Source organism: Lactobacillus iners (assembly GCF_011058775.1).
GTDB classification, from domain to species: domain Bacteria; phylum Bacillota; class Bacilli; order Lactobacillales; family Lactobacillaceae; genus Lactobacillus; species Lactobacillus iners.
This window is the reverse complement of record NZ_CP049230.1, coordinates 944,811-961,344: the sequence shown is the minus strand read 5'-3', so window position 1 is coordinate 961,344 and position 16,534 is coordinate 944,811. Positions and strand designations below refer to the sequence as shown.

Annotated in this window: 21 protein-coding genes and 2 pseudogenes; 20 read left to right on the top strand and 3 right to left on the bottom strand. The window is 34.3% G+C overall.

Annotated features, from left to right (window positions below; translation table 11 throughout):
* Positions 1-6 precede the first annotated feature (6 nt).
* From G6Z82_RS04675 to G6Z82_RS04655, 4 genes and pseudogenes are all read left to right on the top strand, one after another.
* A pseudogene (locus G6Z82_RS04675) lies at positions 7-255 on the top strand (type II toxin-antitoxin system RelB/DinJ family antitoxin).
* A gap of 596 nt (positions 256-851) precedes the next feature.
* The gene (locus G6Z82_RS04670) at positions 852-1,463 is read left to right on the top strand and encodes a cadmium resistance transporter (RefSeq protein ID WP_164785853.1); all 612 of its coding nucleotides are present in this window, start codon (positions 852-854) and stop codon (positions 1,461-1,463) included.
* Positions 1,464-1,661: 198 nt separating this feature from the next.
* Positions 1,662-1,958 (top strand): type II toxin-antitoxin system RelB/DinJ family antitoxin, encoded by a 297-nt coding sequence (locus G6Z82_RS04665; RefSeq protein WP_164785852.1) that lies wholly within the window; start codon positions 1,662-1,664, stop codon positions 1,956-1,958.
* Positions 1,959-2,539: 581 nt separating this feature from the next.
* Positions 2,540-3,172 carry a helix-turn-helix domain-containing protein gene (locus G6Z82_RS04655; RefSeq protein ID WP_164785851.1) on the top strand — a complete coding sequence of 211 codons (633 nt, stop codon included), beginning with the start codon at positions 2,540-2,542 and terminating at the stop codon, positions 3,170-3,172.
* 265 nt (positions 3,173-3,437) lie between these two features.
* Here G6Z82_RS04655 and G6Z82_RS04650 read toward each other — a convergent pair whose 3' ends face one another.
* Positions 3,438-3,764, bottom strand: coding sequence for a type II toxin-antitoxin system RelE/ParE family toxin (locus G6Z82_RS04650; protein WP_035507815.1), 327 nt, complete (start codon positions 3,762-3,764; stop codon positions 3,438-3,440).
* Positions 3,761-4,066, bottom strand: a complete 306-nt coding sequence (locus G6Z82_RS04645; RefSeq protein ID WP_006729666.1) for a type II toxin-antitoxin system RelB/DinJ family antitoxin — start codon at positions 4,064-4,066, stop codon at positions 3,761-3,763. The genes G6Z82_RS04650 and G6Z82_RS04645 overlap by 4 nt, the downstream gene beginning before the upstream one ends.
* 489 nt (positions 4,067-4,555) lie before the next feature.
* Between G6Z82_RS04645 and G6Z82_RS04640 the strand changes: the two genes are divergently transcribed.
* The 7 genes from G6Z82_RS04640 (at position 4,556) to G6Z82_RS04610 (ending at position 10,446) form a co-directional block, all read left to right on the top strand.
* Positions 4,556-4,750: a type II toxin-antitoxin system RelB/DinJ family antitoxin gene (locus tag G6Z82_RS04640; protein WP_006731020.1), complete on the top strand. Its 195-nt coding sequence runs from the start codon at positions 4,556-4,558 to the stop codon at positions 4,748-4,750.
* Positions 4,751-4,925: 175 nt separating this feature from the next.
* On the top strand, positions 4,926-6,404 hold the full coding sequence (locus tag G6Z82_RS04635) for an Lsa family ABC-F type ribosomal protection protein (protein ID WP_006735293.1): 1,479 nt from the start codon (positions 4,926-4,928) through the stop codon (positions 6,402-6,404).
* Positions 6,405-6,512: 108 nt separating this feature from the next.
* A complete protein-coding gene (locus G6Z82_RS04630) occupies positions 6,513-6,815 on the top strand; it encodes a type II toxin-antitoxin system RelB/DinJ family antitoxin (protein WP_006735256.1) in 303 nt (100 codons plus the stop codon).
* Positions 6,815-7,138: a type II toxin-antitoxin system RelE/ParE family toxin gene (locus tag G6Z82_RS04625; RefSeq protein ID WP_006733038.1), complete on the top strand. Its 324-nt coding sequence runs from the start codon at positions 6,815-6,817 to the stop codon at positions 7,136-7,138. The genes G6Z82_RS04630 and G6Z82_RS04625 overlap by 1 nt, the downstream gene beginning before the upstream one ends.
* 354 nt (positions 7,139-7,492) lie before the next feature.
* Positions 7,493-8,527 (top strand): alpha/beta fold hydrolase, encoded by a 1,035-nt coding sequence (locus G6Z82_RS04620; protein ID WP_206528189.1) that lies wholly within the window; start codon positions 7,493-7,495, stop codon positions 8,525-8,527.
* Between the two features lie 815 nt (positions 8,528-9,342).
* The gene (locus tag G6Z82_RS06715; RefSeq protein WP_164785850.1) at positions 9,343-9,768 is read left to right on the top strand and encodes a hypothetical protein; all 426 of its coding nucleotides are present in this window, start codon (positions 9,343-9,345) and stop codon (positions 9,766-9,768) included.
* A 69-nt stretch (positions 9,769-9,837) separates the two neighbouring features.
* A complete protein-coding gene (locus G6Z82_RS04610) occupies positions 9,838-10,446 on the top strand; it encodes a hypothetical protein (RefSeq protein WP_029327234.1) in 609 nt (202 codons plus the stop codon).
* A gap of 94 nt (positions 10,447-10,540) precedes the next feature.
* On the opposite strand, the gene G6Z82_RS04605 is transcribed toward G6Z82_RS04610, so the two are convergent.
* Positions 10,541-10,840, bottom strand: coding sequence for a hypothetical protein (locus tag G6Z82_RS04605; RefSeq protein ID WP_006729674.1), 300 nt, complete (start codon positions 10,838-10,840; stop codon positions 10,541-10,543).
* A gap of 305 nt (positions 10,841-11,145) precedes the next feature.
* On the opposite strand from G6Z82_RS04605, the pseudogene G6Z82_RS06710 reads away from it, so the two are divergent.
* The 9 genes and pseudogenes from G6Z82_RS06710 to G6Z82_RS04560 all read left to right on the top strand — a co-directional run bounded on the left by G6Z82_RS06710 (position 11,146) and on the right by G6Z82_RS04560 (position 16,471).
* Positions 11,146-12,459, top strand: a pseudogene (locus tag G6Z82_RS06710) (MFS transporter).
* A gap of 270 nt (positions 12,460-12,729) precedes the next feature.
* Entirely contained in the window at positions 12,730-13,050 is a 321-nt protein-coding gene (locus G6Z82_RS04595; RefSeq protein WP_006734332.1) for a helix-turn-helix domain-containing protein, read from the top strand.
* Entirely contained in the window at positions 13,043-13,636 is a 594-nt protein-coding gene (locus tag G6Z82_RS04590; RefSeq protein WP_006734996.1) for an ImmA/IrrE family metallo-endopeptidase, read from the top strand. Before G6Z82_RS04595 ends, G6Z82_RS04590 begins: the two co-directional genes overlap by 8 nt.
* A gap of 228 nt (positions 13,637-13,864) precedes the next feature.
* A complete protein-coding gene (locus G6Z82_RS04585) occupies positions 13,865-14,350 on the top strand; it encodes an EndoU domain-containing protein (protein WP_006731003.1) in 486 nt (161 codons plus the stop codon).
* Positions 14,350-14,724, top strand: a complete 375-nt coding sequence (locus G6Z82_RS04580) for a hypothetical protein (protein ID WP_006737009.1) — start codon at positions 14,350-14,352, stop codon at positions 14,722-14,724. Before G6Z82_RS04585 ends, G6Z82_RS04580 begins: the two co-directional genes overlap by 1 nt.
* Entirely contained in the window at positions 14,724-15,098 is a 375-nt protein-coding gene (locus G6Z82_RS04575) for a hypothetical protein (RefSeq protein WP_006729682.1), read from the top strand. The genes G6Z82_RS04580 and G6Z82_RS04575 overlap by 1 nt, the downstream gene beginning before the upstream one ends.
* Entirely contained in the window at positions 15,098-15,472 is a 375-nt protein-coding gene (locus G6Z82_RS04570; protein WP_006729683.1) for a hypothetical protein, read from the top strand. Before G6Z82_RS04575 ends, G6Z82_RS04570 begins: the two co-directional genes overlap by 1 nt.
* Positions 15,472-15,807 (top strand): hypothetical protein, encoded by a 336-nt coding sequence (locus G6Z82_RS04565; protein ID WP_006737008.1) that lies wholly within the window; start codon positions 15,472-15,474, stop codon positions 15,805-15,807. Before G6Z82_RS04570 ends, G6Z82_RS04565 begins: the two co-directional genes overlap by 1 nt.
* Positions 15,800-16,471: a DUF4417 domain-containing protein gene (locus G6Z82_RS04560; protein ID WP_164785849.1), complete on the top strand. Its 672-nt coding sequence runs from the start codon at positions 15,800-15,802 to the stop codon at positions 16,469-16,471. The genes G6Z82_RS04565 and G6Z82_RS04560 overlap by 8 nt, the downstream gene beginning before the upstream one ends.
* Positions 16,472-16,534: the final 63 nt, after the last annotated feature.

Sequence of the window (16,534 nt, the reverse complement as noted above, 5' to 3'; positions counted from 1 at the left end):
TAAAATATTAAGCAGCAAGCGGAGCAGATTTTGGAAACTATTGGAATTCCTAGGGCTACTGCTATTGACATTTTTTATCGTCAAATCATTCTTAAAAAGGGTATTCCGTTTTAGCTTACTATTCCGAAGTAGCTTCCAGTGCAAGATGATATGGATGAGAAAAAGTTTAATGCGTTGATGGTTAAAGGTTATGATCAGGCGGCTCAAAGTGATGTTTATCCGATAGATGATGTTTTTAAAGAGCTTGACCGCTGATGAGCAGTCGTGGTGGTGAGCTTGTTTTAGAAGAATACGCGTAAAAAATTATTACATTTACTTTTGTGTTGATGAGAATAAAAGAGAAGTTCAAATACTTGCTGTTATTTACGCGATAAGAGATCAGGCTATGCAACTGGAACAATTGTAATGTAACGCACTGTCAAGCGAGTCCTACACCTTTTAACGATAGCCCCTCCTATCGTTAAAAGTTTTTTCGCTATCCATAGTGTGCACTCGAAAAAGGACTGACGTATTAGGAGTTCTCTCAATCCATTTAGAATCAATTTGTTTGTTGTCAAGAAAATAAAATAATAGACTATAAGACTTTTGAAAACAATGGCTTTATTTAGATGAATAATGTTGGTCTATCTAATTTTATATATTTTCAATCTTCACAGTTTGCGTGGATATCTATCAGCATATTTGACAAAATCATATAATTTAAGTAAATTTTACAAGTAATATTTCAAGGAAAGGTGGGAAAATTGTGAAGTTATTTCTTAAAATGTCTCCATTGGCAACTGCCGAGGCACAATGTGTGTGCAGTCAATTTTGATTGGCTATAAACATTAAACATTTTGAAAGGAGAAATAATGGAAACAATAGTATCCGCTTTATTAGTTTTTTTTTCTACATCCATTGACTACTTTGTTGTTTTGACTATTTTATTCGCTAGTCAAGGAAAGAAAGGTTTGAAATCAATTTATGTAGGGCAGTATTTAGGTACAGGACTGCTTGTACTGGCTAGTCTTATTGCCGCTTACTTTTTAAATTTTATTCCACAAGATTGGATTATCGGACTCCTTGGTCTAATTCCGCTAGGTCTTGGTATAAGAGCAATTTTTGTGGATGAAGATATTGATGAAGAAGATATCGAGGGGAAAATTACCGGAGATGGATCAAAAATCTTAGCATTTACAAGTTTAACAGTAGCAATGGGTGGAGATAATTTAGGAATTTATATCCCCTATTTTACAGGAAAGAGTTTGATTGAGATTAGTATAAGTTTAGTAATATTTGCCTTAGGGATTTTGATTCTATGCAAATTATCTCAAAATCTCTCCTCAATTTCTGCTATCGGAGAGACTGTGGAAAAGTACGAAAAAGTAATTGTACCTGTCGTGTTTATTGGACTAGGTCTCTATATATTGATTGAAAATGGAACTATTAATTATTTCATAGGTCAAGTCCTAAAAGTGGTGTAAATTCATTTTCTTCCCTTTATCCGATATTTTTACGTTCAGGCTCAAACGAGAAAATAAGCAGAGCTTCTCCACCATTATGGTGCTTGATCGTGCTATCTGATGCAGTAATGCGAACATAAAAATCGTATATGACAGTCGAGAAATCTCATCCGTACAGATGTATTACAATATGCAACATGCGTATGGAGGTTGATGGATATGGCAGTTACTAAAACAGCGAATGTGAATGTAAGAATACAAGAAAATATTAAGCAGCAAGCGGAGCAGATTTTGGAAACTATTGGAATTCCTAGGGCTACTGCTATTGACATGTTTTATCGTCAAATCATTCTTAATAAGGGTATTCCGTTTTCGCTTACTATTCCAAAGTCGCTTTTAGCACAAGATGATATGAATGAGAAAACGTTTAATGCGTTGATGGCTAAAGGCTATGATCAGGCGGCTCAAAGTGATGTTTATCCGATAGATGATGTTTTTAAAGAGCTTGACTGCTGATGGGCAGCCATGGGGTGAGCTTGGTTTTAGAAGAATACGCGTAAAAAAATTATTACGTTTACTTTTGTGTTGATGAGAATAAAAGAGAAGTCCAAATACTTGCGGTTATTTACGCGATAAGAGATCAGGCTACGCAACTGGAACAATTGTAATGTAACGCACTATCAAGCGAGTCCTAAACCTTTTAACGATAGCCCCTCCTATCGTTAAAAGGTTTTTCGTTATCCATAGTGTGCACTCAAAAAAGTGTAGATATACTTGGAGTTCTCTCAATCTACGTTGAGACGATAGTATTGATGTCAAAAGTGGATTAGCAGCTTTTGTTGCACGCTTGTATTTTGTACGCTCTCTGTTAGTTTTGTATACATTTCTTTTGAAACAGCTATTTTCACATAATTATGTGCACATGTGCGAAGAAAATGCCATGTTACGATTCGTAACGCTTGTATTCTCGTTCGTTTCTTTTCTATTCATATGTTGTTCGTTAGCATGTAATTATGCAGTGCAATTATTAATTGCATTACGAGCAAAAAAATAATCGTTAAGAACGAAAACTCATAGACAATGAAGGGAGTTATACGATGTTGTTAGGAGAAAAGATCAGAAATGCACGTGTGGAAGCGGGTTTAACTCAGGAAGAACTTGCTGAAATGATTATGGTTTCGCGTGCTGCGGTAGCGAAGTGGGAAGGTGGTCGCGGTCTGCCGGATGTTGCAAATTTGAAGGTGATTGCGGATGCACTAGGTGTTACTGTCGACTATTTGTTGGATAAAGACAATGCTATTGATTTGTCAATCATTAAGAAGCCTATTGATGTAGCGAAGTATGGTCTTAATGCAAAATTGGGTGTTCGTAAGAAAATCAAGATAAAGGAACAAATTATTCGCGATGAATATGCAGACGCTGAAATTATTATGCTCACAGTGACGAAGTTTATTCCAAATTCGTCTGAAAAGTTTATGGATAATTTTATCGGGTGGATTACTACTTTGTTCAGTGATATTCCTTTGTTTGATACCTTTGCATTCGGTAAAGCTGTAGAGAGTATTGGCAGTGCACAGTATTACTTGGTGAATAAAAAAGAAAAGCAATTTTTTGTGTTGATAACGGATGAGTATATTATTAGCAGAATGATGCGAGTAAAGTTCACTGATAAGAAGATGTGTGTTGGGGATAAGGAATCTACTCAAGTTGGTAAGTTGCGTGATAAGTAAGAACCAGTAGTTGGTTCGGAATTGGTCAGAAGAATGTGTTTTTCAGTTTTGATTTTCGCATTCTCCTGATTTTTATTTTCCGCGTTTTGTACATGCTTTTAGTGTTTTGGCATGACAGTTGATCATAAGAAATGAAATTCGATTTTTGCACACATATAAAAGCATATTCTTTGCATCTAGCTAGTTTACTGAAATTATTTGACCTATGCGTCAAAAAAGTTCATTGGCACCAAGTCATGATTTTGACCATATTGTCGAATTTTCATTATTTGTTGTTGATAATATTTTTGATGTTTCTGCCTGCATAAAAGATACGAACAACCGTCACGCTACATTTATCTTCATCTACGAGGTAAAAAGCTGTGTAGTTATCTATGGGAACCCTGCGTATTCCCATAGAATGCCACGGCTCCCACTCTACAAGCGGATGGTGCATAGGCATAGTGTTAAGAGAGCGGATAGTTTTTCTAATGCGACTCACCTGTTTTTCGGCTGTTTTAGGAACTTGCAAAGTAAAACGGATATACTCGTATAATTCGCTGAGATCAAGGAACGCTTGCGGAGAATAGATGATGTTATAAGTTGTACTCATGCACCATATTCCTTTGCAAAGAACAGATCTACTTCATCTGCACTATAAGATTTGCCAGATCTTAGAGAGTCTAAGCCTTTCTGCAATTCCTTATCCAACTCATCACGAGTGATACTGCCTAAAGCAATAGGTTTATTTACTGGCAGGCGAAGTTCAAAGGGCATGCCTTTTTGTAAAACGATTTGACTATAAAGCATTTGAATCGCAGAAGACGGTGTTATGCCAAGCTGGTTCAAAATGCTTTCAGCATTTTCTTTAAGTGTGGTGTCGATTCGTGCATATACAACATTGGTATTTGCCATGATATTCACACTCCTTTCTGTCTGTATTTTACAAATTATAGCAAGCAATTGCAAGCTAGCGAAAGCAATATATTCATTTCAGTGAGATAATCTACGTCGAGACTGTAGTATTGATGTCAAGGGCTGATTAGCCGGGTGCAGATGTGTCCTTGTGCAGCAGGGATAGGGCTATTATAAAAGTGTTGATAGCGATGAGTGAGCTTTTACTTATAACTCTCTTTTTTGAAACAATCAATTTTACAGCATAATACTAAATCAATCGGCAAGAGAGTCTAATTTATTCAATCATATGAATTAAAGATTATTAAATGGCTTTAGTTGACCAAAATTGTATGTATTGTAATGACAACGTGTTGAATATAAACTAATATTTGAGTATGATAAAATAAAAGGGAGGTACCGTATATGGCTACTACGAATTTAAATATCAGAACAGATAAGTAAATTAAAGAACAAGCTGATAAGATTTTTTCAGAACTAGGGCTTAATATGACGACAGCAATTAACATTTTTTTGCGAACAACTATTCGTGAGAACGGGATTCCTTTTTCTCTTAAATTAGAGGCTCCGAATGATACAACGATTGCTGCTATTGAGGAAGGAAGACGGATTGCGTCTGATCCTAGTGTAAAGGGTTATCGAAATATGGAAGATCTTAAGGCGGCTCTTGATTTAGGAAATTAAGAATGAAGTTCTTGTTTTGATGTTATATAGGCTGGGTTCTCGCGGTTTTTGAGCGTGTTTTGGCTGTTTGAGGGAACATGTCAACGCTCTAGGGTCGAGTTCACAGGATGTTAACGTTAAAAAGTGTACCCACTTTGCACCCAGGGTGGTAAATGATAATTTAGGGAGGCGTTTTATGTCAGCAATTAAAATTCAAAACCTCACTTTCTCATATTATGGATATGTAAAACCGATATTTGAAAATGTATCGTTTTCCTTTGATACAAACTGGAAAACGGGATTGATAGGAAGAAATGGAATTGGTAAATCAACTCTATTTAAGTTACTGTTAAATCAAGAGACTTATCAAGGTAAAATAAGCAAGGATGTTGAATTTATTAAATTTCCACCAAATATAAGCGATACTTCAAAATTAGGGATTGATTTATATAAAGAACTAATATCAGATGATGAAGAATGGAAGTTATTTAGAGAACTTAATTTGCTAAATGTAGATGAGAACCTTGTTTATAGGGAATTTAAAACTCTTTCTAAAGGGGAACAAACAAAAATCCTTTTAGCTATTTTGTTTACAAAAGAAGATGGTTTTTTACTTATTGATGAACCAACAAACCATTTAGATATGAACGGAAGAAAAATTTTAAGTGAATATCTGAAAAGTAAAAAAGGTTTTTTGCTCATTTCTCATGATAGAAATTTTTTAGATGGATGTATCAATCATGTTATTTCTATTAACAGGAATTCTATTGATGTCCAATCGGGAAATTTTACATCATGGTATGAAAATAAATTGATGAAAGACAAATTTGAAATCAGTAAAAATGAGAAATTAAGAAAAGATATTAAACGCTTAAAAGAAGCTGCAAGACAAAGTAAAATTTGGTCTGATAAGATTGAGAATACTAAAAATGGTGTAAAAGTATCAGGGATAAAACCAGACAAAGGGCGTATAGGTCATCAGTCAGCCAAGATGATGAAGAAGTCCAAGAATTTAGAACATAGACAAAATAAGGCAATAGAAGAAAAGCAGAGTTTACTGAAAGATATCGAAATAAAGGAAAGTCTATTACTGCATCCGCTACATCATCACAAAAATCCCCTAATATCGGTTAGCGAGTTATCAGCACACTATGGAGAAAGACAGATCCTAAGTAATTTGAGCTTTGAGATAGAGCAAGGCGATATAGTGGCTATTAGTGGAAGAAATGGTAGTGGAAAATCAACCTTGATTAAAATTCTATTAGGTATAAATCACGAGTATACAGGTGAGATAAAATTAGCAAGTAATTTAAAAATATCGTATATTCCTCAGGATACATCTAATTTATCAGGTAGCCTAAATGAATATATTCACAGTCAAGATGTTGATGAAACATTATGTAAAACAATTCTAAGAAAATTAGATTTTGCAAGAGAATTATTTGAAATGGATATGATAGATTATAGTGATGGACAAAAAAAGAAAGTTTTAATTGCCCTAAGTTTGTCGAAACCAGCCCATTTATTTATTTGGGATGAGCCGTTGAATTATATAGATGTAATATCAAGAATACAGATTGAGGAAATTATAAAAGAAGCAAAGCCTACACTCATATTTGTGGAACACGATAAACGATTTGTAGAAGATATAGCTAATAAAACAATACAATTATAATTAAAATACAAAAAAAGCGTATATGACAGTCGAGGAATCCTATTCATGTAAATTGTGTTGCAATATGCGATATAGTATTTTATGATATGGGCATGGAGGTTAATTGATATGGCAGTTACTAAAAGTGCGAATGTGAATGTGAGAATACAAGAAAATATTAAGCAGCAGGCGGAGCAGATTTTGGAAACAATTGGAATTTCTAGGGCTACGGCTATTGACATGTTTTATCGTCAAATCATTCTTAATAACGGCATTCCGTTTTCGCTTACTATTCCCAAGTCGCTTCCAGTGCAAGATGATATGGATGAGAAAACGTTTAACGCGTTGATGGCTAAAGGCTATGATCAGGCGGTTTGCGGTGATAGTTATCCGATAGATGATGTTTTTGAAGAGCTTGAACGAGGTCTTTAATGGATGAGTATAAGATAAAAGTCACTCGTCAGGCGAAAGAGCATCTTGCGATTGTTCGAGAATATATTGCCACTGAGTTAAAAGAGCCGATAGTGGCTAAAAGAATGCTCGAGCTGTTGAAGGAGGGAATGACGTCTTTACAGACGATGCCTTATCGTGTGAAAGCAATTGATGAGCAACCGTGGAGAAATCTTGGTTTTAGAAAAATACGCGTAAAAAATTATTATATTTACTTTTTGGTTGATGAGAGTAGAAAAGAAGTTCAAATACTCGCGGTTATTTATGCGAGAAGAGACCAGGTTAAGCAACTGGAACAATTGTAATGTAACTTGCTGTCAAGCGAGTCTTAAACCTTTTAACGATAGCTTTTCCTATTGTTAAAAAGTGTAGATATACTATACTCAATCCACGTCGAGACTGTAGTGTTGGTACAAAAGATATAAATTTAGAAATCCTGCATTTTAAGTAGTTTTATAAATATTGTGTCTTTGAAAAAGATGAAGAAGGATACACCAAAAAGATTCCAAAAAAATACATGGATGTAAGAGTAGTTCTGCAACTGGTATGAGGAACTACAAAATTGGTATAACTAATACTCTAAAGATTATATAATAACGACAAACAGATTTTTTATATACTATTCGACTCTGCATACTATTTTAAAGGAAATGAAGAAAATGAATAAAATCAAGAAAATTTTTTTTAGCATCTTTTCAATTGTTATTATTTTAGTAATTTTAGTTTTTAGTCTTAGGATATATAATGACTATAAGTATAAAGATATCAATGTTTTAAATTTTCCTAAATATTATAAGGATGTTACTAATATAAGTCTATATCCTACAGATATTGATGGAGTTGATGTAACTTATGTAGATGAGGGTAGAATGCAAGGCTTTAGATTTGTACCCAAGAAAAAATCACATAAGGGACTTGTTATTTGTTATGGAGGTTCTGAAGGAAGTCCAAATTTTGAAAGTGCTAAAAGATTAGCTGAAGAAGGCTATGAAACCTTTGCTCTATTTATGTTTGGTATGAAAAATCAAGAACCGACTTTGACAAAAATTCCCTTAGAACAATTTGAAGACGTTATCAATTATATAAATAAAAATATAAAAGACAATAAACCGATAAGTGTTTTGGGAGCGTCAAAAGGGGCAGAATATGCACTTAATTTGGCTTGCAAATATCCTGAAATAGATAATCTGATTTTAATATCGCCTTCGTCTTATAATTTTGCTGGTCTAGATTTTAAAGATTATGGTTCATCATGGACATATAAAGGAAAGCAACTTCCATATATAGATACAAAAAAATCATCATTTAGCTCATTTCTAAAAAATATTATTGTTCCAACTATAATTAAAAGTCCTATTAGTTATAAAGAAACTTATAAAAGTGCAATAGAACAAGACCCTTCAAGCCAAGAAAAACTAATACCGGTCAAAAATGTTAAGGCAAATATATTAATGATAGTAGGCGAAGATGATTTGATGTGGGATAGCTTTGCCATGGCACAAAAAATAAAAGAGAAAAACCCTAATGCAAAGATTTATTCTTATAAAGGAGCAGGGCATATATTTGCAGGCAATGGTGTTTTAAATCTAGGAAGAATTAGAATTGCAACAGGTGGAACAATTGAAGGCAATGAAAAAGCAAGAAGTGAATCAAGAAAAACTATTGCTACTTTCTTAAAAGAAAATCATAAATAGATAATTACTTGTGTGTTCAAAAATGATAAAAATATAGTATTAAAGAAGTGGAATTAATCTACTTCTTTTTTATTTAAAAATATGCTGTACAATATCATTTTTCGTCTTTTCATAAATTGAATACGGACAGTAGATGGATGACATTTGAATGAAGATACCAAAATCTTTCATAAATTCTTTTTTACTTAGTTATAATCCATTGCCAAATTTAGAGTCTATATTGAAATTTAGAGTCTATATTGTAGGATGTATTTTTATAATTACTATATTAATCACCAGAACTTTCTTTTTTTGATAAAGATTTTAGAGAATTGAGATATTATAAAAGCGTTTAACAGGCCAGCATTTGCAATTATTGCTGATAATGTAGTGGTTGCTAGAATTGATAAGGATAGATCAGCCCATCTATATAACTTAACAATCTATGTCAGAACAGGAATTAAAGATAGTCAAGATTCTAAAAACTATTCTATACAAAGCTTAAAATGCCCCCAGCTAATCAGCCCTTGAATCATCTCACGTGCTACGAAGCATCATCAGAAAATGATTGGACGAACGAGTAGGTATGGAAGAAAGGCAACCAAGTTTGGCTTTGTCTCGTCGTTGCCATCATTGCGTTGAACCGCACCATCAGATGCGGCAACTAACCAACCTAGCAAAGCGTCTGGAGCATCAGTGGTCTACTTATACTGTGACATTTTGACATTCAAAGAAGTTTGTGTATAATATATACTGTATTATTGTAAGCAATTCGAGGTAGTAATATCATGAAACACAAATCTACAGTAAAACGAAATGGCGGAGGTAGGATTCAAATGGCAGAGGAACACACTATCGTGTCCGCCGCTAAAGGGAATAGGCTACAGCTAATACCCCTAATAGCTGTGCTAGCAGGCCTAGGAATACTAGTTTATCGCTTCTGGTTGAACACCTCTGCTCTATATGCTCCATTCTACGCTCTCATGGCGTGCGGGGTTGTTGGTGCGTTGATTCAGTTATTGGTTGCAATAACAACTACTTGTTTGCACCGCAGAAAAGTTATAGCTATCGTGGATGCGACAGTGATTATAATTACATTGTTGACTATTCTCTTTGGCGAGTATATAGCATGCAATGTGCTGAAATTGTCTGTTATTAGCTATGCTTGGAGCCCTGGAACACAGATTAACACCGTCGCTACAATCTTGTCCGGTGCTGTGGTGACACTCCTAGTATTCTGTGAACAACGCAAAATAAAGTGACAGTAAAATCCTATGAAAAATGCACACAATTTGCCCCCGCTTTTTATGTGGAAAGAAAGAGAGTTTATTATGGTTAACAATAATTTAAAAGAAAAAATAAAAAATGCTAGAAAGAGTGGAGGAAAAGGTAAATTCAAAAATTTATATTGGTGGGTAATAGATCTAGAAAATGAAGTGGATATTTACAAGACTAAATATAACAAAATTTTTTTAATGCCATATACTTTTGGACTTACAGAAGATGATTTAAATCCAAATACAAGTACGGATATAATAGGTTTGAAAAATTATGAAGAAAATGATGAAGAAGGTAATAATTTATTTAATCGCATAAGTAAACAAAAAAATTATAAAAAAGCTAAAATACATTCTAACAATTATAACGTAGATATAACTACAGGTAATTTTCACCCACATGATGCTTTGAAGGGAGTAATAAAAGGGGAAAAAATTAAACAAATCATGCTAGTAAGAAATACCTTAAGTAAAAATCAATCTCACTACGGAGTTTTATACCCCAAGAATTGCCCTAAAGGCGAAGAAAAAAATTTCATAATTTTAAGAGATGAAGCCAATAAATTACGCTACATTCCTAAAAAATGCATAAAACTAGTAAAAGAAAACGAAGAACTTGAAAAAACACTTAATGATTTTTTAAATTCCATAGGAGTTGAATAAATAATATTACTTAGAACTAAGAAATAGTTATCAGATGTAAATGTGATGTGCCCCCCAAAAAAAGTTAGACTTTTGTCTTTAAAAAATAAGGGGGTTATTTTTCATATTCGTGTATAACACGTTTTATAAGAGCGTCTTTACCTGGTCCTGGTTCAATCATTGATAAGAAATGACGGGATGAAATTGTGGTCAGCAGATCAATTAGATATCGCACGCTTTCATCAGGCCCAAGAATAGTATCTTCTTTGTTAATATGTTTAAGGATGTAATGCTTGTAGTATTTAGCCACACGATCAGGTTTCCAACCATTTTCTTTTAGTTCGTTGTATAATTTGTCAAGATCTAAAGTAATAGTGACCTTCGTAGGTAAATTAATATTTTCATTTTTATCCATAAGTTTGTACCTCCTATTGTTGATAATATACTTCAATGTAGAAACAAAGGCAACAAAATTAAAAAAAAGTAAGTCAAAATCTCTAAAGATTTATTATTCACCACGCAAAAAGAATGATATAATACCTGGCAGATGGACAGACAGCGTAGTTCTGTCTATTTTTACGTAGAATTGTTTGATTGGCAGAAATAAATACCTGATGGATTGCTTTTCTGGTAAGCGACAAAAAAGACAATGGATCTATTGATCTTTCTAAGATTGTTATTAACAATTATTATCTATTATCGTTAAGGAGGTTTGTTTCTATGTTTTTTACTACAAAAACGTTTCATTCACAAAAAAGGGGGTGCCACGCAATGCATTATGGGGTTAGTGAAAATAATATGCACACACTACCTACCTCATTACAGAGAAACATATTTGTATATTACTCCGTTGCAGCAATTTACATGCTTTCAATTTCTCTTCCTCATGCGATTCTTACACCGTTACTCATTCAAAAAGGCTTATCCTTCGCTGACATTGCTACCATACAAATTGCATTCAGTATTGCTGTAGCGTTGTGCGAGATTCCTAGTGGCATTCTATCTGACGCATTTTCGAGAAGAACAGTCTATTTGTGGTCAAAGTTTCTAATCATTGCTTTTTTCTTAATTATTTACTTCGCACATGGTCTTCAAGCTATGACCATTGCATGGTTCATTTATGGAATATCCGCAGCTTTGGATTCTGGAACTATTGGCAATGAAATTATTTTACGTGTACGAGATCACTGTGATCATTCAGGTGAATCTTCTGCAAAAATGGTTGACACCTTAGTAAGACTAGATACAAGGATCGCTACGATATGCATGATTATTTCTGGCTTTCTCGGATCTTTCATATATCAGCAAATAGGTTTTTCTTTATACTGGTTTTAACTTCTCGGGGCAACAATTTGCATAGTTATCATTTTTATATGTTTCCCAGCTAAAAACATCGGCACAATACCACAAGGCAACAGTGCATCTATTACTAAAATCAAACACGTTTTTACGGAAGGTGTTCGTGAACTTATTGATAACAAAAATGTGCGTATTTATTTTTGTACACTTGCCACAACACAAATATTTTTCCAATCACACTTTCAATTTTGGCAATCATTCTTCTTGGAAATTGGCATGAAACAACACTATTTAGGTCTTCTCTACGTACTATTTCAGTCAGTGTCATTGGTCGTTTCATTCGTTTCCATGCGTGGAATACTGGCTCGTTACAAATTGGCATCAATATTGCCTTACGTATTATGTGCAACAGTATTTTGTATCATATTGTTACTAACACCAGTAAATATATATATAAAAATATTTGCATATAGTATATTTGTTGCTATATTTTGGATTATTTCTAATGATATCAATGCACAACTACGCCAAAATCTTACGGAAAAAGCCCTCAGTACCTTAACATCACTTGCATCTATGATGACGAGAATCGCGTCAATCATAGTGCTGAGTATCCTATCTGTCTTGTTACATTTGCTTCCAGTACATGTAGTAATACCTCTGATGTTCGCTATAGCAATGATTACTACTCTTGCATCATATTTGTATGCCAGTTATAAAAATGCTAATTGTTAAACTCTGCGTATCTTCAACTCTTCAACGAATAAACGTAAAAGTCAAAAGAGCATGAGCATTTGAAATGTTGAAAATCCAGCCTAGGGATAATACTTTCTAGGCTATTTTTATGCAAAAAAATAAGGCTATTAAGCCAATTTTAACAGATTAAAAAGTAGAGGTGTTAAGTCTCACAAAGAGAAAGATATTTGTAGTAAACGAGCTTTTGGATCCGAATTGATAATTGCCAAAATGCAATATATAATTGCAAATATAAAAGGAGGAATTAGTATGAGCTGGCAAGAAAAGGTAAAAAACTTAATGAACGATAGAGGTATTAACCAAAAACAGTTATCGCAATTAAGCGGCATTACAGAAAGTTCGGTTTCTAGGTATCTTCGAAGTGATCGTAGACCACGACTAGATGTTGTGGTTAATTTTGCTAAAGCGTTTGGCGTTGCAACTGACTATCTACTTGATGATGGGGAAGAGAGTGAAGCAAGTGCATATAAAACAATTTCCACGGCTATTGCCAGGAAAGGTGGGGAGCTAACACCTGAAGAAAAAAATGAGCTAATTGCACTACTTCTCGGGAGTAAAGCGGATGTATAGAAGCGGAATTGAGTATGATAAATTGGATAAGTTGATTTATTCAATATATGTTGATTACAATATCCAATCATTTCCCATTGATGAAAAAGATCTTTGCCGAAAGATGAAAATAGCTCTTGTTCCCTATTCTGCTTTTTCCGATGAAGCTAAAAAGCTGTTGCAAAAGAAATCAAATCACGCATTCTTTGTTAAAGAGTCCAAAGAAAATCCACCAACAATTTATTACAACGATACGTTTGAATCAGAAGGTTCAATTCGTCTTTCTGTTTTTCATGAAATTGGGCATTATATTTGCGAAGATGAAGATGATTCTAAAGATGATTTAGCTGATTATTTTGCAAGGCATTTCATGTGCCCAACCGCTTACCTCATGTTGAAGGGGATAGAATCACCCAATGAGATTGTGGCATTTTGCGGTGTAAGTTTTCAAGCTGCGTGCAATGCAAGTGCAAATATTGCAAATCGTAAGAAAAAACTTGGGAATAAGCTCTTGAGCTACGAAAAAGAATTTATTAAAAATATTGATCCGATAACATTTTGGTTTTATGAGTTGACAGACAGGGGGGAGAAAGTTATGAATGTGTAGATAAATTAAAACGCTTCTAAATTGTTGGAGCAATTCAAAAGCGTTTTATGTAGGCGTTATAAAACACCCATATAAGCAATGATTATTTTATCACGCCTACTAAGTAACTACAAGAAAAATTAGGAAATAACACCCGTTTTAATAACAGGTAGAAAGGCGTGATATATATGGTGAAATTAAATGTAAATAAAGCTCTTCACCGTACACATACAGTGAAGGGTGAAGTAAATGGGCACAACTAAAAGCGGACGAGTTTTAAATACGCGAGGTGCCGCTGGTTCAGCGAGTCAGTTTGCTGTCGTTCATTCTAATGAAGGAGCATATACTAAGCCACAGAAGGATAACCATATCCGATTAAAATCTGGCGGTCATGGGCAGACGGGACTTAAAGAACTAGATAAATACGGTATTGAGTATCATATTGTGAAAACATATCCCAATGGCGTAAGAGTTGGATATGTGCCTAGACACAAAAAGCATATAAAGCAATATGGCATTAATCAAGCATGGTTTCCGGCTAGCTGGACAACCAAAGACATTAAACATGCAGGTGAACATGTTGCTAATTTAAAAGGAAATAAGCATGTAAGAGATGGGGTTATCGTATTTGGTAATTGGAAAGGCGTGCGTGTGGGAGTTATACGAACACACGGTCAAATCGGCACAATCTTTCCTGATTCAAATCAACAGTTCAAGAAAAGAGGTAAGAAATAATGGATGTACAAAAGTTTAGAGAAGTGCTTAAAAGACGTGATGAGACACACAGTGAATATACTTACGGACTAGAAATGTGTTGGAAGGAAGAAGTTGAAATATTGGCTGAAGATATACCATCAACTATCGAGTACTTAAAAAATGATTGTACGGCAGATGAATTTGTATGGATTAGCGAAATTATTGATGATATAGCTGAAAAAACGAAAAGCAGAGAACTTGTAGAGTGTTATAAAAATTTGATGAATAAATACTCAGAAGAAACTAAAGAATATTACATTGGCTTTTGCATAGAGTGTGCTGAGGATTTTCTTCAGGATACCGTTGAAGATTTCGATTCAAATCAACCGCTCAATAAAAGAGGTAAGAAATAATGGATGTACAAAAGTTTAGAGAAGTGCTTAAGGAACTCAATGAAACTGAAATCGAATATGACTATGGTATAGAAATGTGTTGGAAGGAAGAAGTCGAAATATTGTCTGAAGATATACCATCAACTGTCGAGTACTTAAAAAATGAGTGCACGGCAGATGAATTTGTATGGATTAGCGAAATTATCGATGATCTGGCTGAAAAGACGCGAAGCAGAGAGCTTGTAGAGTGTTATAAAAGCTTGATGGGAAAGTTTCCTGAAGAGTCTAAGAGATACCATGTGGATTTTTGCATAGAGTGTGCTGAGGATTTTCTTGAGGATACCGTTAAAGATTTCGATTCAAATCAACCGCTCAATAAAAGAGGTAAGAAATAATGGATGTACAAAAGTTTAGAGAAGTAATTAGAAGACGCAATGAAACTCATGACGAATACGATTATGGCGTAGAAATGTGTGGCAAAGAAGAAATTCAAATATTAGCTGAAGATATACCATCAACTATCGAGTACTTAAAAAATGATTGTACGGCAGATGAATTTGTATGGATTAGCGAAATTATTGATGATCTCGCTGAAAAAACACGAAACAGAGAGCTTATGGAGTGTTATAAAAGCTTGATGGGAAAATTTCCTGAAGAGTCTAAGAGATACCACGTAGATTTTTGCATAGAGTGTGCTGAGGATTTTCTTGAGGATACTGTTGAAGATTCCGATTCAAATCAACAGTTCAAGAAAAAAGGTAAGAAATAATGGATGTACAAAAAATTAGAGAAGTAATTAGAAGACGCAATGAAACGCATGATGAATATGATTATGGCGTAGAAATGTGTGACAAAGAAGAAATTCAAATACTGTCTGAAGATATACCATCAACTATAAATTACTTGCAAAATCAATGCACGGCAGATGAGTTCTTTTGGATTAGTGAGATTATTGATGACCTAGCTGCTGAAACACAGAGCAGAGAGATTGTGGAATGCTATAAGAATCTAGGGAAAAAATATCCTGACATGGCTAAGACATTTAACTTTTCCGGCTGTGTGAAGTATGCCGAAGCGGCGTTAGTAGATGATGCTAATGTCTAAAATAGAAACTCTCGTAGATGAAGGTTTCAGAGTTTCCTTAATTGAAACAGCATTCTTTGATGGAAAATTTGAAATACCGCATATTGATGCTCCAAAGGATATTGTTGTGCCTAATGGTCTTGTACCATTTTCACGAAGGCAGCGTAGTCGTGATAAGCAAGACTTTGTTTGTTTTTACGAACACGACGTTAAGTTCAGAGAAATTTTGACGCATACGGAGGATTATGTTGAAGAGCTAAAACAATATCCCGGAGTAATTTCTCCTGATTGTTCTCTCTATATTGATGCACCTCTTTGTGTGCAAATCGCCAGCATCTATTTGAATCGAGCAGTTGGTTACTATTTAAGTAAAAAGGGGATTTACGTTATACCTAATATCCGTTGGGGTGATGAGCGAACTTATACTGATGAATTATTGGGAGAAAAAGTGGCTTTTCAGGGCGTAGACAAACATAGCATCGTGTCAATTGGGACTTATGGGCAAATTAGAACAGCAGAATCTAAAAGGTATTTTAGAGAAGGTCTTATCGCAATGCTAGATGAGCTTGAGCCTAAAGTTGTTCTTGTGTATGGTGCAATGCCAGATACTATATTTCATGGCTTGGAAACTATAACTGAGTTTGTGCAATATCCCGATTGGACAACACGTATGAAACAAAAATAATTTTATTTCATTTATGTTGTTAATTGCAACTTTGAACTTTTTTGAGAAAAATATGAGTATGAA

Bases quoted from the DNA above. Each gene is read 5' to 3' on its own strand.
- G6Z82_RS04670 (WP_164785853.1), top strand. From the start codon at position 852: ATGGAAACAATAGTATCCGCTTTATTAGTTTTTTTTTCTACATCCATT.
- G6Z82_RS04665 (WP_164785852.1), top strand. From the start codon at position 1,662: ATGGCAGTTACTAAAACAGCGAATGTGAATGTAAGAATACAAGAAAAT.
- G6Z82_RS04655 (WP_164785851.1), top strand. From the start codon at position 2,540: ATGTTGTTAGGAGAAAAGATCAGAAATGCACGTGTGGAAGCGGGTTTA.
- G6Z82_RS04650 (WP_035507815.1), bottom strand. From the start codon at position 3,764: ATGAGTACAACTTATAACATCATCTATTCTCCGCAAGCGTTCCTTGAT.
- G6Z82_RS04645 (WP_006729666.1), bottom strand. From the start codon at position 4,066: ATGGCAAATACCAATGTTGTATATGCACGAATCGACACCACACTTAAA.
- G6Z82_RS04640 (WP_006731020.1), top strand. From the start codon at position 4,556: ATGACGACAGCAATTAACATTTTTTTGCGAACAACTATTCGTGAGAAC.
- G6Z82_RS04635 (WP_006735293.1), top strand. From the start codon at position 4,926: ATGTCAGCAATTAAAATTCAAAACCTCACTTTCTCATATTATGGATAT.
- G6Z82_RS04630 (WP_006735256.1), top strand. From the start codon at position 6,513: ATGGCAGTTACTAAAAGTGCGAATGTGAATGTGAGAATACAAGAAAAT.
- G6Z82_RS04625 (WP_006733038.1), top strand. From the start codon at position 6,815: ATGGATGAGTATAAGATAAAAGTCACTCGTCAGGCGAAAGAGCATCTT.
- G6Z82_RS04620 (WP_206528189.1), top strand. From the start codon at position 7,493: ATGAATAAAATCAAGAAAATTTTTTTTAGCATCTTTTCAATTGTTATT.
- G6Z82_RS06715 (WP_164785850.1), top strand. From the start codon at position 9,343: ATGGCAGAGGAACACACTATCGTGTCCGCCGCTAAAGGGAATAGGCTA.
- G6Z82_RS04610 (WP_029327234.1), top strand. From the start codon at position 9,838: ATGGTTAACAATAATTTAAAAGAAAAAATAAAAAATGCTAGAAAGAGT.
- G6Z82_RS04605 (WP_006729674.1), bottom strand. From the start codon at position 10,840: ATGGATAAAAATGAAAATATTAATTTACCTACGAAGGTCACTATTACT.
- G6Z82_RS04595 (WP_006734332.1), top strand. From the start codon at position 12,730: ATGAGCTGGCAAGAAAAGGTAAAAAACTTAATGAACGATAGAGGTATT.
- G6Z82_RS04590 (WP_006734996.1), top strand. From the start codon at position 13,043: ATGTATAGAAGCGGAATTGAGTATGATAAATTGGATAAGTTGATTTAT.
- G6Z82_RS04585 (WP_006731003.1), top strand. From the start codon at position 13,865: ATGGGCACAACTAAAAGCGGACGAGTTTTAAATACGCGAGGTGCCGCT.
- G6Z82_RS04580 (WP_006737009.1), top strand. From the start codon at position 14,350: ATGGATGTACAAAAGTTTAGAGAAGTGCTTAAAAGACGTGATGAGACA.
- G6Z82_RS04575 (WP_006729682.1), top strand. From the start codon at position 14,724: ATGGATGTACAAAAGTTTAGAGAAGTGCTTAAGGAACTCAATGAAACT.
- G6Z82_RS04570 (WP_006729683.1), top strand. From the start codon at position 15,098: ATGGATGTACAAAAGTTTAGAGAAGTAATTAGAAGACGCAATGAAACT.
- G6Z82_RS04565 (WP_006737008.1), top strand. From the start codon at position 15,472: ATGGATGTACAAAAAATTAGAGAAGTAATTAGAAGACGCAATGAAACG.
- G6Z82_RS04560 (WP_164785849.1), top strand. From the start codon at position 15,800: ATGTCTAAAATAGAAACTCTCGTAGATGAAGGTTTCAGAGTTTCCTTA.